The sequence below is a fragment of the Motilimonas cestriensis genome, assembly GCF_021295315.1.
Lineage (GTDB): Bacteria > Pseudomonadota > Gammaproteobacteria > Enterobacterales > CBDFNC01 > Motilimonas > Motilimonas cestriensis.
On sequence record NZ_JAIMJA010000010.1, the window covers coordinates 130,360 to 145,141 of the forward strand.

The window sequence follows — 14,782 nt, forward strand, 5'->3', positions numbered from 1 at the left end:
CCACGTTTACCCAGTAAACGTGGTTTTATCGTTTATTTAGTCTCACCCGTTTTCGTTCGTACGGCTAGCGTTAGAACAAGGGCTAAAACACAAATCATCAACACAACGGCTGGTCCGGAAGGCAAATCCAACCACATAGAAAGAGCAAAACCCGCAATTAAGCCAAGCAAGCCTATCATTAGTGCCATACTATCCCGCCAACGCGGTAAACAATACGTTGCAGCAACAGCCGGTACCACCAGCATTGCAAACTCCAAATAGACCCCTAGACTTTGTACCAAGAGGGGAATGCTTAAAGCAAACAAGCAATAAAATCCAACCCCATCAAGCCATCGAGGCTGAAACCAACGAACGCTCACCAACACGCCAGCAAGTAAAGCTAAAGCAGCAACATCCCCACAGCTTGACCAAAGTAATTGCCCATGCAGCAAGCTTGTTGCATGTTCATGAGCATGCGGCGCTTGACTCACTAACAAGATAGCTAAACATGCAGATAATACATAAAAGATGCCAATCAGCGCCTCGAGGTTGTCAACTTTCTTTGCTTCTAGCCAGGCAATGCCGCTACCAACGACTAAAGCAAGAGCGCATGCACCAAGTAAAGGCACCAGCTCATACTGATTAGCCAAATCCGGCCAATAAAAAGTAATAATGAGCATGCCTAAGGCCGAAACTTGCGCCATAGCCAAATCAATAAAGATAATACCGCGCTTAAGTACCTGACGCCCTAGGATAAGATTGCTAACTAGCGCTAGCGCACCACAACACAAAGGAGCAAGCAGCCATATATGCTCTGTCATAGTCATTACCTACTGCTGGCTAGCAATAAATTTATACTATTATCAATTAACGCTATCAAATCATGAGATTGCTCATTACCTCCGACACTCTGCGGTAACACTATGGTAGGCAGCAGAGTCCGCTCTGCTAGCCACTTCGCGGCTTGAGAATTTTGGTGTGAAGCATAAACGATGGCATAGATGTTACTCGGATCAAGCTTCGCCAACTGAGTTAAATGAGCGGTTGTTGGCGATACCCCAGGCTTAGGCTCCAAATCGGCAACTTGTGTCATCCCTAACCAAGCAAATAAATAGCGATAGGTGGCGTGGTAACCGACTACTTTTTTCCCTTTTAGTGACAATGCCCTATTTTTCCAAATCAACATTTTCGCCGCCCAGCGCTGGCGAAACGCCTCCCCTGCTTGCAAATATTGCGCTGCTCGTTTTGGGTCAAGTTGCTGCAACTTATCAGACAGCGCTTGAGATATATTTATCATATCCGCAACCGCAAACTGCACATGCGGGTTACCGCCTGCATGCACATCCCCCATCGAGCGATCAACGTGATCATGTTTATCTAGCACTGCGACATAGTCGGTAGTAAAAAACAACCCTTCACCGCCAGGGCTCACCTTGGCATTACGGCTTTGCCTTTGTAGTTCAGGCAGCCACCCCACTTCAAGTTCAGCGCCTGAACAAATAACTAAGTCAGCTTGACGCATTTTGTTGATCAAGGATGGCCTAGCTTGAATAAAATGCGGATCTTGAAACGCTGTGGTCGCGCTAAACACCTCCGCCTCAGGAGCATGTACTTTTGCCAAAGACGCCCAATCAGGCTGACAAGCAAATATAGTTAAAGCATGTGCTGGTAAGCTAAACAGTGCCAATAACCAGCCAGTCAATCGAGTTAAGTTAAAAAGCATGGGCACCGTGCGCTCCGAAAGTCATGATGTATTGCAAAGAAACAATATTATCCCGTTTATCTAAATAATCTTGCTGGCTCACTTGTGCCCTCACAACACCAAAATGCGATGAGTGCCATGCGATAGCAAAATCAATCTCTTTCAGCTGCTCATCCAGAAAATGGCCATGGGCGTGATCACCATGTCCATGTACATCATGATTACTCATGTGATCAAATTGGCTGTAGCGCGAACTGACAGACCAGTTTGGATTAAATTGATACACGAAAGCACCATAGAACCCCGACAGTGAGCTCGGTGCGCCGTCTAAGCTGCTAAAGCGTTCATCATAAAGATCATCTAGATATAGGTATTCTGCGGTGAAACGTAAATTTTGATATTTATAATTCCCTTGCGGTGCCCATTTCCACGTCAAGTCGGCGCCATAAAGCATACGGCCTGTATATGCAGGGCCATGATTATGCTCGCCGTGATCATGACTACTATGATCATGACCGCCATGCTCATGCTCATGCTCATGCTCACTATGATCATGAGCATGTTCACCAAACTGCATATGGCCATTACCATTTCGCAAAACACTGAGGCCTAACATCCAGCTATTTGAATCCCCAATATCGCTACCCGTTTCTATTTTGCCTGCAACCACACCAACTGTAGCGGGATCGTCAAAGCCAGCATCCATCTTTTTTCCTGAAAATGCTTCTGCAGAAACCGCCAAGTAAAACTCAGTTGGTAATAAAGCGCTCACTTGAATACCATCATCAAAATAATGACTTCCCAGTAAAGCGCGGTAAACACCTGGCCGTTCAGTGAAAGCATCCTCATGAGTATGTTTACTATTTAAATAACCAAATTCAGATAAAAACCGTCCCGCTTTTATTTTTAATCCTGCAGGTAAAGCTAAGGTCTCAATGAACGCTTCTTCAAGCTCTATTTCTGTGCTGCCATGATGTGACTCAAATATTCCAGTTAGCACACCGCGAAATTTGTCATCAACGCTGCCCGTTAGGCCTAATTCTGTATGACCTAAGCCAAAGCCTTCATCACGGTTAGAAAAAGCTCGCTGCCCATCTTGGTAAAAACCATCGAGTACAACACTCACATCGGGGCCTGAAATAATAGGGCCAGTATTAGCAAAAACACTACCAGAACACCCCATAACCACTGCATTTATTAACCACTTAACCTTCATTTTTTAATTCCATATCAGCACCTTACATTTAAAAAACGTCTCAAATGGAAGGGGCGAGTTCAAAAAATTGCGAATGATCCGCTTGCGAAGTCATAATGTTATAGTATAACATTTCATTAAATCAAGTTAATGATAACAATTAATATTCACAATATTAGGAACTCTGTATGAAACCCATTACCCCTTTAGCTGCATATATAAAGCAACCTTTGCTTGCCCTGCCTATTAGCCTATTACTGGTTGCATGTGGCAATGGCAGTAATGTCGCAGGCAGCGACAATAGTGGCCAAAATCCAACTCCCACTATCGCGCCAAGTCAGCCGGATCCCGCACCAACTAGCGCGCCAGTTTTATCCTATGGCCGCCTTGCTGTTGCAGAGGCAGACCAAACAAACGTCAGACTATTAGATTTAGACTCAGGTAATATTGCAGCCGATATAAGCTTGCAAAACCCCGCGAGTGCGCTTTATCTAAGCCCACAATCTGGCTATGTTGTAGCCATCCAACGTAATCAAGACAAAGTAGAGTTTATTGATTCAGGCCTATTAGGGAGTCAACCTGAGGCCCCCAGTCTGCATTCATTTTCAATAGAGCAAGCGAAACCGACCCACTTTGATTTATCATCCACTGCCGCATCACTGTTTTTTGATGGTGACCAAGGAGCAGGTATCAATGCTGGGTTCCAAGTACTGACAGATAGCAGTATCAAGCAAGCTAAAGCACTAGCAAGTCATGACTTTACACAGGCAATGCACGGCACGGCGCAATTGAGAGGAGAGTTTGCACTGACGACTTTTCGCAGCGACGTAGCGACAACATCACTACCAGACCAAGTCGTAGTAATGCATCAACATAATGATCATTACCATGAGGAAAAAAACATTACGGAATCTTGCCCAGGGCTGCATGGCAGTATGCAGGGTATCCATTGGACAGTATTTGGCTGTGAAGATGGCGTGTTAGCCATCAAGCAAGTTGGGGAAGAATTCAGTGCAATCAAAATCCCCAACATAGCCACCATGGTCGATACTCGCATAGGTACGTTGAAAGGTAGCCACAAACATGACAAGTTTCTTGGTTTAACCAGAACCCAACAAGCATTTTTGGTCGACCCAGAAAATAACCTGATGACAGAAATTCTGTGGCGTGATCAGCCAGAAACGACTATTTTAGCTTATGGTGTTGATCACCATCAAGCACACTTCCTAATGTTTGATAGCAAAGGTTATCTAGGTGTATATGAAATTGAAGAGGATTTTAAGCGCGTCGCTTATATTAAAGTATTAGATAGCGTGCCAAACTTAAACTCTGGGCAAAAATTCAACATCACATCATCAGGCAGTCAAGCCCACGTTTATATTTCCGATCCGGTCAACAATAACCTGCTCACCGTTGACTTAACGAGCGAAGCGGTTATTAAGCAGCTAGCACTGGCCTTTTCACCCGCCCATATCGCATGGGTTGGCATTGAAAAGGAGCCTGCAGCACACCAACACTAATTTAATTATCGGCCTTGGTGCATAAACCCAAGGCCAATATTCCTTATTACAAATTTCTCGCCTAAACTAACAACACTCGCCAATGCTGAATTACCTGTATAAATTCAGCTAGCTGTACCCAATTTACGTTTAGGAAAAACGAAGATGAAACCAGCAAGCTTTATCCTCCTGCTTTCCCTGCTATTGCCCATGTCGGCTTTTGCGACTTCACAAGTCAGCGATCAAATCGCACCTGAAGCGGCCACCGGTAATCAATTTCAATCTTTGGTAATAGCTAAAAAGCACATGGTAGTCACTGCAAACCCTCATGCCAGTGAAGCAGCTTTTGCCATACTTAAACAAAGTGGCAGCGCCATTGATGCGATGATCGCCGCACAGCTGGTTCTCGGCTTAGTTGAGCCACAATCATCAGGTATTGGTGGCGGCGCTTTTTTATTGTATTATGATCAAAAAAGTAAGCAGTTACTTAGCTTTGACGGCAGAGAAACAGCGCCGAGTAAAGCCACAAGTGAGCTTTTCATTGACGCCAACCAAAAGCCGATGGGCTTTTTCGATGCCGTGGTTGGAGGTCGATCCGTTGGGGTGCCGGGAGTCATTGACCTGATGTGGCAAACTCATCAGCAATACGGCAAATTACCCTGGCCTAAGTTATTTGCACCAGCCATCCAACTCGCCCAACAAGGCTTCCAAGTATCGCCTAGATTGGCTCAATTAGTCGCAATGGATCAAGCGCGTCTCAAACAACATCCAAGTACCCGCTCTTACTTTTTTGATGCCGCTGACCAACCCATTACTGCTGGATACATCCTCAAAAACCCCAGCTATGCAAAAAGCTTAAAAATCATCGCAGAGCAAGGCCGCAATGGCTTTTATCAAGGGATATTAGCCAACCAAATCGTCAAAGCAGTGCAAAACCACTCCACTAACCCAGGGTTACTCAGTTTAACGGATTTAACTCAATACCAAATAAAAACGCGGCCAAATACGTGCGTGCAATACCAACAGGATTACCAAGTATGCGGCATGGGATTACCGTCATCAGGTGGCCTAACCGTTGGTCAAATTTTAGCCCTTAGTGAGCGTGCTAACATTGCGCAATATACTGCCAATAGCGCATCGGCATGGCGTATTATTGGGGATGCCAGCCGCCTTGCCTTTGCTGATCGCGCCAAATACATGGCCGACCCAGACTTTGTAGAAAATAACAGTGAAGCATTACTTAGCCCCGACTATTTAGAAAAGCGCGCGCAGCTAATTAAACAGTCAAAAGTCGCATTACCTCAGGTAAACGCTGGTCAACCAGAATTATTAGCCAAGCAAGCACAAAATTGGGGAATACAAACCAGTCAATCTCTACCTTCAACCACCCACTTAGTGATCCATGACCAAACCGGTAATATTGTTTCAATGACATCGAGCATTGAAAATGCCTTCGGCGCAAGACTCATGGTGGGCGGTTTTTTACTAAACAATCAACTAACCGATTTTTCTTTCCAAGCCGAGGCGAATGGCAAGCCAATCGCCAACCGAGTGCAAGCCAATAAACGGCCGCGTTCGTCTATGTCGCCCACCTTAGTGTTCAAGCATAATAAACCCTATCTCGCACTTGGCTCGCCGGGCGGCAGCCGCATCATCAATTATGTCAGTCAAGCCTTGATCGCCCACCTTACTTGGGGTATGCCATTGCAACAAGCTATCGAGTTACCCCACTTAGTCAACCAATCAGGTACCTTTGAATTAGAACAAGGAACATCAAGCAAACAGCTCAAAACTGAACTCATCAAGCTCGGCTATAACACCATCGAGAAAGACCTCAATAGTGGCTTACATGGCTTTATCATCACCGAACAAGGAATTGAATCTGGGGTTGATCCTCGTCGTGAAGGGCTTGCTCTGGGCGAGTAACGCTCGCAACCAAGATACAAATCCCCCAGCTAGTCCAGATGGGGGATTTGAACGTCATAATGAACGAACTAATCAGTCCCAATCAAACTGATAATACACGTCAAATGCACTGTATAGGCCACTCACTGCTTCTAAATAGAGTTTAGGCATCACTTCATAGCGTAAGGCGATTTCGGTCATCGATGAAAAGAGACCAATACCGTAACGAATTTGTACACCTGGCAAAATATAACCAGTAATGTTCAATTGTGAATTATCACCACTGCCACTGGAGTCGAGCGCTAAATCTTTAACTCCTAGGGCTTCGCCGATTTGATTCACCGTACCTGCACTTTGCCCCACACCCAAATTGATCAACATGGACGTCATCATCGAGTCATCACCCGATCGAGAGTCGATCCCCTTACCGCGTAACAAATAGGATAATGCATTTTGCTGATCCATCGCCGGCGTAGAATAAATAGTGATCTCAGGCGCCGATACTGGCCCTTCTAACTTGATCCCAGCGGTCACGTTATCGGCAATTAAAGCCGGATCGCGAATAGCATTAACTGACAGATAGGGTTGGTCCGGTGGTCCAGAGAATAAGAGCAACCCCTTTCTAATTAGCAAGTTTTGACCAAAAGCACGATAAGAGCCATTCACTAAACGAATATTGCCGTTGGTCAGTATCGGGCCATCAATTTTTTTCGTAACTGCGAGCTGTCCCTTAAGGTTCGACTTTAGACCAAATGCATCAATTTTCACATCATCGCCTAACTGCACACCCAACTTCATCTTCAATGGTAAATTAGCGGTTTCGTCGCTGCTAGTACCGGAGTCAACCACCACTACATCATCCGAAATCGATACCGCGCTAGCAGGCAAAGTTTTCACCGCAATCATCCCTTTTGGGACCAATATATTGCCGGTTAAATCCATTTTTTTATCATCTAAGGTAAATTTTAGATCCGGTGAGATAAATAACTGAACTTGTGATTGATAGTCTACTTCTATCTTTTCACCCTTCAAGGTAATCCAGGCATCCAGTCCTTTCTGCCAATCAAATGCGCCATCAATCTGCCCAGATCCATCACCGGTGTTAAAACCACCATTAACTGTCCCTTTAGTACCATTTAGCTTAATTTCTGTATTCAGATCAGAAAGGTACATAGGTACACTGCCACCACCTAGTGCCGCATCTTTTAGGTAAGCGGTTCCCTTTACAATCGGCGCTTTGAGCGGACCATTCACATTAATATCAAAGGACACATCCCCCGCTAACTCATCTAAATTAGGGGCTAGGTAATGTAGCGCTTTTAAATTTAAGCCCTGATAAAATAACTTACCTTGTAACAAGTTTTCTGCCGTATATGGCTGTAAGGTTAAGTCAATATCTGCATTACCTAGCTTATCGGTATCTAGATTAAGCACTAACTTAGCCAATGTTTTATCTAGCTCACCCGTCAACGTTAAGGTTTTTACGGGAATGGCATGCTCCTGGCTATTATCATCAAGAAAGGTCACATTGATATCGCGACTATTAACATCGAAACGTGCGGTTGGCTTTGCGCCCTTGGTCCACTTGGCTGTCACGTTCGTTTGTATCACGCCTTGCAACTTCATTAACTCAGGTAAAAACTGCTGTAAACGGTTAAGATCATAATGCTCAACCACCAGCCCTGTTTCACCACTTTCGCCCGCTTTCGTTGGCTGAAGACAAAATAAACTGGGCGCAGATGACCAACATTGCTTAGCTAACACCACTTGTTTATTGCGATAACTGATTTGGCTGGGTTGATCTAGCTGCCAGCGCCCTTCAATGGTACTAAACCACGCTTGCTGTAATTGCCCCTGCCAGCCTTGATTTTGCCAGCGGCCAGACAGCGCTAATTCCGTCGCTACAGGCTGGCCATCGACCTTTAAGGTAACCTGATGCGATAGATCAGACCCTGACGCGGTTAATCGCAGCGTATCAAGGTCGATTCCTGGCTGCTTTAATTGTTTGATTTCAAGATCTGCTTTACCAGAAGGCTGCTTACTGGCCAACACATCGGCTTTTAGGCTTAAGCTGGCCAAGGAAAGTTCGCCCATTACGATCTTGTTACCGGTTAGATCAATATTAACCTTAGGCGCAGTTAACTCTCCCGCGACCTTAACATCACCCTGTAAATTACCAGCAATATCCGGCAGGGAGCTAGAAATATCCGGGACATTTAAATTTAATAGTAAGTCGACTTTATCTTTAATATGACCCGTTGCAGTGACCTGATTTTTACCATTGATGACCACTAGGTTATCTATTTTCCATTCTAGGCGATCATTGCCCGACACTTTACCTGCGACTTTTAGCGGCTGGTCCATAAACTTACCGTGCAGGTCTAACTTCTCCACTCCTAACTGCCAATGTGAATCTTGCAAGGCAAAACTGTGGCTTAGCTGACCATTTAATTGCGCAGGGTAGTCAGGAAAATAGCTGGTACTATCTATATTGCTTAAATCTAGGTCTCCTTGCCAAGCTAACTGATCAGCTAGATCAAGCTTCCCCACTAAGCTCACCTCTCCAGATAAGGTTTTTGCCAGCAGCTGTTTAACATTTATTTTTTCTAAATTACCTTGAACTTGACCGCTAAGATCAACATCCGGCAAGCCTTCACCGAAAACTAACGTGGCAAGATTAACGTTAAAATTATCTAGGTTCCCTTTCGAATTAACTTCGCCTTGCTTAAGGGTTAACTGCGGCGCTCCCGTTAATGGCCATTGCAACTTCTGCCAAGTTAGCGCTTGTTGATGATCAATGCGCGCACTTAAGGGGGCTGACCACCCTTTAAGGTTCAACTTAACGGGCCCAGTTAAAGTAAGATCTGTACTCAGCTTCTTGGTGTCTCCTGCAGCGCTAAGACGAAGTTTCTGCCCCACTAACTGCCCATCTAAAACGGGGTCGGCTAATAATTTGGCGGAGAGATCCGCTGTTAATGGCCAATCATTACGCAAGCTAACTTGTGCCTGTAATTTCGCACTTAGCTCAGGTAACACTAACTCAAGATCTTCAACAGTGAGCTCATGCTCTACCCAGCTAACTGAGGTATAAAAACGCGTCAAATGGAATGGTGTTTCGCCTTGTTCCAAAGTGAATTGCGTTAAACTCAATTGCGGAATGTGAATAGGTAATGGCGCTTTCAAGGTCGGTAGCACCAACGCCTCATTATTAGCAGGTGTGCTAGCGACGATAGGCTCGGCCTGAGCAGCATTCTCAGTTGGCGTTAGCCTAACCGTTAAGCCATTGACTATTGGCGATAGCGTCGCACCGCGTTGGTTGACCTGAGCTGAAAATAAAAACTGGCTTAAATTCACCGCTAACCCAGGTTGTTGATAGGAAACATCCGAGATATCAACGCCTTCAATACGCAATCCTATCGGAATAGCAACTGAATCGGGTAGCCCTCCGCTGCTAGGTGGCGCTGGCTCTGCCGTTTGCAGTGGGTGAAAGTTCGCATCAACACCCTTTACTGTCAGCCCATCAACACAAATCGCTTTGGCTAAACAGCCCCAATCAAATCGATAGCTCAATTGGTCTATCATTAAATCGACTTGTTCATCTTGCCAGGCAATACCAGACAATTTCGGGGAAAACAGTAATGCTCCCTCATCTAGCTCCAGCTCTAACTGCGGCACAAAGTGTTTAGCTAGATTAATCAATAACACATTGCCATGATGGGACAAAAGCAAGGCAATCAACAAACTCAACAGCAATAAAATACAAAGTAAGCCTCGACGCAACCAAATCATCATAGTTCTGGCCCCATCAAGAAATGTAATCTTACCGCGGTTTCCTCGCTGTTTAGTGGTACACCGAGAAACAGCTTAATTGGACCAATGGGCGATGCCCAAGCGACACCTGCCCCGGTGCCATATTGCAGGTCTTCTGAAAAGTCATTAGTAGCAGTGCCGCCATCAATAAAGGTGGCAATACGCCAATTGGGCTTTACCGGATAACTATATTCTAAGCTCGCCACCGTCAGGTACTTGCCGCCGATTAGTTTATTATCATCGCTTCTTGGCGCGATCGACTTATAGTCATAACCGCGGATTGATTGGTCCCCACCGGCAAAAAAACGCATTGATGAAGGCACACTATTAATGGAATCAACGGCGATAGCGCCTAGCTCTAAACGCGCTAACACACGGTGTTTTTCAGTAAGGGAGCGTAGCCATTTTGTTTGTCCGTACACCTTAAATATATCTTCATCGGAGGCCCAATACTTACTCGAAACTTCCGTTGAAATAAGCTGTTTATCTCCCCACACAGCATTGAGCCCACCACGAACCCGAGTGCGACTATAAGATATGCCCGGAATAATTAGCTTGGTTTTAAGCTCTTGATTACCTTGGATACTATCTTCAATATCGTACTTAATAAATGCGGTACGATCCCAGTTACCTGGCGTTTTCCAAAACCGCTGTACGCCAAGGGTGAATTTGGTGCTTTCCGTATCGTTTTCGTCAAGACGCTGGTAGCCCGTTTGTACATTTAAATAACTCCAATTCGGATTATCTATTGGGATTTTGTAATAAGTTGAGATAGTTTGCGATTGCTTACTCAACTCTAAATCTGCTCCCAAGCTATGCCCCCAATCATTTACCCAAGGGCGCGACCAGCCGAATTTCACTCTTGGCCCATTGTCGGTTGTGACACCGGCACCAACTTCAAAACTATTGGTCGGTTTCAAGCCCACTGTTACTTCGATAGGCACTTGATTACCAATGGCCTTCTCAATATTTGGTCGAACCAACACATTTCTAAAATAGCCACTATCGCTGACTTGTAGACTATATTGCGCAACCTGTGTGGTAAGGTAATAATCGCCCTGTTCAAAGTTTGCCATATTGCGTACCAGCGCTTCAGCTGGCGATGGTTGAGTAAACACTAACGGGCCATAACGAAAACGAATACCCGAATCAAACCACAGAACTATAGTAGCCTTATTTTCTTTTGCTTCTACCTCGACTTTCGATTTAACAAACTTGCCATTAAAATAGCCTCGCTGCAGTGCCATACTGGTAATACTGGATTTAGCAGACGCATAAACACCATGATTAAGCGGCTTATCTACCTGAAGGGGAAGCTTTTTAGCAAATGTTAAAAACACCTCATCATGACGGGCCTCACCGATTAACTTTAAGTCGAGCGCCTTAATTATCACTGGCTCTCCCGCGCTAATGTTAGCGACCACTTTAAGCTTACCCACTTGCCCGTCTTTTAAGCTCACATCTAATTTTACGTCCGAATGATAATAACCTAACGCCTTCAATGCATTGGCTGCTTCCGTTTCTAGGCTATCGCGATAGGAGCCTAAGTTTTTCCCCGTCGGCTCTGCAACCGATAACAGATAGGCTTCAACATTTGCTTCTAACTCTCCGTCAAGGCCTTCTATCGTCAGGTCGACTTTAGCCATAGCGCTAACACTGATCAACAGTGCCATCGTAAACATAGCAAAGCGCAATATCAAAACCATACTTTCCCTATCTAAATATTCTAGAAAACCAATCAGATGAAATAAGAGTGTATTACAAACCCTGATAAAGCTTAATTAACTTAACACCCAATCTTAATAATAATCATGGTATTTCAGTTTTATCGATAACTTCCAGTTATACCTGACTAAACTTTAAGCAATACTTAGTGTTAGTGAAATATTTCCTAACGCGAGGCGGTCTCACTTTATATACTTACATATGCTTACTTTTGCGCTTGCCTTAAGGACTTTATAACCAGTCAGCTGAGCCAACAAATGGAGATGAATCATGCGCGTGTCACCGGATCCAATAAAGAGCTACCCATTTTGGATTAAGCCCTTCTTTTGGCTACAGCAGAAAAATTACGGCCAAGTCCTTACCCCCGGCTTACTTTGGGGCAAAGTACCTTTACTATTTGCCACCGTAGCTTCTTTATATGGCGTAATAAACCGCAAACGCTCACCTATCAATGCGGTGCTACGCTCACTGGTCACGGTTCGAGTATCGCAAATCAATCACTGTCAGTTTTGTATTGATATTAATAGCATGACCTTAGCCAAACGAGCGGGCTCCGAAGATAAAGTAATGGCCTTAAGTGATTGGCGCAACCAAACCATATTCAGTGAACAAGAGCGTGCAGTGCTCGATTATACCGAGGCGATGTCGGACAGTGGTAAAAGCGTCACCGACCAACAAGTTGAGCGATTAAAAACTTGGTTTGACGAAAAAGCCATGATTGACCTGACAGGTCTGATTGCGTTTCAAAATATGTCTGCCAAATTCAACGCTGCTCTTGATGTGCCTGCGCAAGGTTTTTGTCACATTCGCCCTCAGGAGCAAACTGATGAAATTAAATAAGTGGTTACTGGTTGTCGCTATATTAGTGTTGGCAGTACTTTTTTTCTCTTTAGAGATCAATCAATACCTCACCCTTGATTATATCCAGCAACAACACTTTGAATTACAACAAGCGGTTGAACAACGCCACTTACTTTATACCTTGGGATTTTTTGTTGCTTATGTGCTCATTACTGCCGGTTCATTGCCGGGCGCTGCAATCCTCACCTTACTTGCAGGGGCGCTATTTGGCTTAGCTGAAGGTTTTATTATCGTTTCCTTTGCCAGTTCAATAGGCGCAACCTTGGCTTTCTTAGTCGCACGCTATCTACTAAGAGAGCGGCTTCAAGCAAAGTGGGGCCATAAGCTCCGTCAATTTAACCAAGGTATAGATAAGCAAGGTGCGCAATATTTACTGAGTTTACGGTTATTGCCGGTGGTGCCGTTTTTTCTCATTAACTTATTAATGGGACTCACGTCGATCAAAACGCGCACATTTTACTGGGTTAGCCAATTAGGGATGATCCCCGGTACATTAGTCTACGTTAACGCCGGCACTGAACTGAGCAAGATTAGCTCGCTACAGGATATCGCCTCTCCCTCTCTCTGGTTTGCTTTTGCGTTATTGGCCCTATTACCCCATTTACTTAAATGGGCTACCGCTCGCTACCAGCAATATAAGCGTTACAAACCTTACCCTAAACCGAACAAATTTGATTACAACTTAGTGGTGATCGGTGCTGGCGCTGGCGGTTTAGTCAGTAGTTATATTGCGGCAACCGTCAACGCGAAAGTCACGATTATCGAGCAACATAAAATGGGCGGTGATTGTTTAAATACCGGCTGCGTGCCATCTAAGGCTTTGCTGCGCAGTGCACACTTTGCCGCCGAGCTAAATAAGGCAACCGCCCTTGGCTTTGCACCCATAGCAAGCAAGGTTGATTTTAAAGCGGTAATGGACCGGGTTCATAATGTGATCAAACAAGTTGAGCCGCACGACTCCATTGAGCGCTACAGCAAGCTAGGCGTCAATTGCCTGCAAGGCAAAGCAACCATCAAAACACCTTATGCTGTCGAGCTAAATGGGCAAACACTGCTGACAGAAAACATCATTATCGCCACTGGCGCCAAACCCTTTGTGCCACCGATTAAAGGGCTTGATCAGGTGGAGTACTTAACTTCAGACAGCCTTTGGCAGCTCGAACAGTTACCACCAAGGTTATTGGTGGTCGGCGCAGGCCCGATTGGCTGTGAATTAGCCCAAGCCTTTGCTCGCCTTGGCTCAAGAGTAACCATGATAGATGTCGCGAATCAATTACTGCCCAGAGAAGACCCTAGCGTATCCAGCATACTACTCAAGCAATTCCAGCAAGAAGGAATCCAATGTCTATTAGGTGTCACCCTCGATTATTTTAGTCACGATACTGACGGCCAATGGGCCCATTATCAAACAGCACAAGGGGAGCAACGTATTAGCTTTGATAAGGTGTTAATCGCCGTGGGACGTAAAGCCAATACCGAAGGGTTCGGCTTAGAAAACTTGGGTATCAAGCTTGAAGCAAACGGCACCATTAAACTTGATCCCTATTTACGCACTGAGTATCCAAACATTTTTGCCGTTGGTGACGTTGCCGGGCCCATGCAATTTACGCACTTTGCCGCCCATCAAGCTTGGTATGCCAGCGTTAATGCTTTATTTGGTCGCTTTAAAAAGTTCAAGGCGGATTACCGCGTGATCCCAAGCGTCACCTACTGCGATCCACCCATCGCTCAAGTGGGCATTAATGAAACGCGTGCTAAAGCAGACAATATTCCCTATGAAGTAACTGAATTTGCTTTAGATGAACTGGATCGCGCCATCGCTGATAGCGCCAAACAAGGCGTGGTAAGAGTATTAACCGTGCCGAAAAAAGATACTATTTTAGGCGTGACGATTGTTGGACAGCATGCTGGAGAAACTATTGGCGAGTTTGTACTAGCGATGAAACATGGTCTAGGGCTTAATAAAGTACTCGGCACCGTTCATGCTTATCCAACCATGCTTGAGGCCAATAAGTACGCGGCAGGCGCATGGAAACAAAAGCATAAGCCAACACGTATTTTAGCGCTATTAAAACGGTACTTTACCTCGCGACGCGGTTAGCTTTA

The 14,782-nt window shown here is 45.1% G+C and carries 9 protein-coding genes; 4 read left to right on the forward strand and 5 right to left on the reverse strand.

Annotated elements, in window-relative coordinates:
- Positions 1–32: 32 nt before the first annotated feature.
- Genes K6Y31_RS11510 through K6Y31_RS11520 form a run of 3 tightly spaced genes read right to left on the reverse strand, consistent with a single transcriptional unit; the run spans position 33 to position 2,897 of the window.
- Entirely contained in the window at positions 33–800 is a 768-nt protein-coding gene (locus tag K6Y31_RS11510) for a metal ABC transporter permease (protein ID WP_233052921.1), read from the reverse strand.
- A 5-nt stretch (positions 801–805) separates the two neighbouring features.
- A complete protein-coding gene (locus K6Y31_RS11515) occupies positions 806–1,702 on the reverse strand; it encodes a metal ABC transporter solute-binding protein, Zn/Mn family (protein ID WP_233052945.1) in 897 nt (298 codons plus the stop codon).
- A complete protein-coding gene (locus K6Y31_RS11520; RefSeq protein WP_233052922.1) occupies positions 1,692–2,897 on the reverse strand; it encodes a hypothetical protein in 1,206 nt (401 codons plus the stop codon). The genes K6Y31_RS11515 and K6Y31_RS11520 overlap by 11 nt, the downstream gene beginning before the upstream one ends.
- Positions 2,898–3,064: 167 nt before the next feature.
- Between K6Y31_RS11520 and K6Y31_RS11525 the strand changes: the two genes are divergently transcribed.
- Entirely contained in the window at positions 3,065–4,396 is a 1,332-nt protein-coding gene (locus K6Y31_RS11525) for a hypothetical protein (RefSeq protein WP_233052923.1), read from the forward strand.
- A gap of 144 nt (positions 4,397–4,540) precedes the next feature.
- On the forward strand, positions 4,541–6,301 hold the full coding sequence (ggt, locus tag K6Y31_RS11530; RefSeq protein ID WP_233052924.1) for a gamma-glutamyltransferase: 1,761 nt from the start codon (positions 4,541–4,543) through the stop codon (positions 6,299–6,301).
- Positions 6,302–6,373: 72 nt separating this feature from the next.
- Here ggt and tamB read toward each other — a convergent pair whose 3' ends face one another.
- Both tamB and tamA read right to left on the reverse strand, forming a co-directional pair.
- Positions 6,374–10,072 (reverse strand): autotransporter assembly complex protein TamB, encoded by a 3,699-nt coding sequence (gene tamB / locus K6Y31_RS11535; RefSeq protein WP_233052925.1) that lies wholly within the window; start codon positions 10,070–10,072, stop codon positions 6,374–6,376.
- Positions 10,069–11,796, reverse strand: coding sequence for an autotransporter assembly complex protein TamA (gene tamA / locus K6Y31_RS11540; RefSeq protein ID WP_233052926.1), 1,728 nt, complete (start codon positions 11,794–11,796; stop codon positions 10,069–10,071). The genes tamB and tamA overlap by 4 nt, the downstream gene beginning before the upstream one ends.
- Positions 11,797–12,085: 289 nt before the next feature.
- Here tamA and K6Y31_RS11545 point away from each other — a divergent pair, with 289 nt between their 5' ends.
- Positions 12,086–12,655 carry a carboxymuconolactone decarboxylase family protein gene (locus K6Y31_RS11545; protein ID WP_233052927.1) on the forward strand — a complete coding sequence of 190 codons (570 nt, stop codon included), beginning with the start codon at positions 12,086–12,088 and terminating at the stop codon, positions 12,653–12,655.
- On the forward strand, positions 12,642–14,777 hold the full coding sequence (locus K6Y31_RS11550) for an FAD-dependent oxidoreductase (RefSeq protein ID WP_233052928.1): 2,136 nt from the start codon (positions 12,642–12,644) through the stop codon (positions 14,775–14,777). Before K6Y31_RS11545 ends, K6Y31_RS11550 begins: the two co-directional genes overlap by 14 nt.
- The last annotated feature ends 5 nt before the right edge of the window (positions 14,778–14,782 follow it).

Excerpts from the sequence above, each read along its gene's own strand:
- tamB (WP_233052925.1), bottom strand. The coding sequence starts at position 10,072 with ATGATGATTTGGTTGCGTCGAGGCTTACTTTGTATTTTATTGCTGTTG.
- ggt (WP_233052924.1), top strand. The coding sequence starts at position 4,541 with ATGAAACCAGCAAGCTTTATCCTCCTGCTTTCCCTGCTATTGCCCATG.
- tamA (WP_233052926.1), bottom strand. The coding sequence starts at position 11,796 with ATGGTTTTGATATTGCGCTTTGCTATGTTTACGATGGCACTGTTGATC.
- K6Y31_RS11545 (WP_233052927.1), top strand. The coding sequence starts at position 12,086 with ATGCGCGTGTCACCGGATCCAATAAAGAGCTACCCATTTTGGATTAAG.
- K6Y31_RS11550 (WP_233052928.1), top strand. The coding sequence starts at position 12,642 with ATGAAATTAAATAAGTGGTTACTGGTTGTCGCTATATTAGTGTTGGCA.
- K6Y31_RS11520 (WP_233052922.1), bottom strand. The coding sequence starts at position 2,897 with ATGAAGGTTAAGTGGTTAATAAATGCAGTGGTTATGGGGTGTTCTGGT.
- K6Y31_RS11525 (WP_233052923.1), top strand. The coding sequence starts at position 3,065 with ATGAAACCCATTACCCCTTTAGCTGCATATATAAAGCAACCTTTGCTT.
- K6Y31_RS11515 (WP_233052945.1), bottom strand. The coding sequence starts at position 1,702 with ATGCTTTTTAACTTAACTCGATTGACTGGCTGGTTATTGGCACTGTTT.
- K6Y31_RS11510 (WP_233052921.1), bottom strand. The coding sequence starts at position 800 with ATGACAGAGCATATATGGCTGCTTGCTCCTTTGTGTTGTGGTGCGCTA.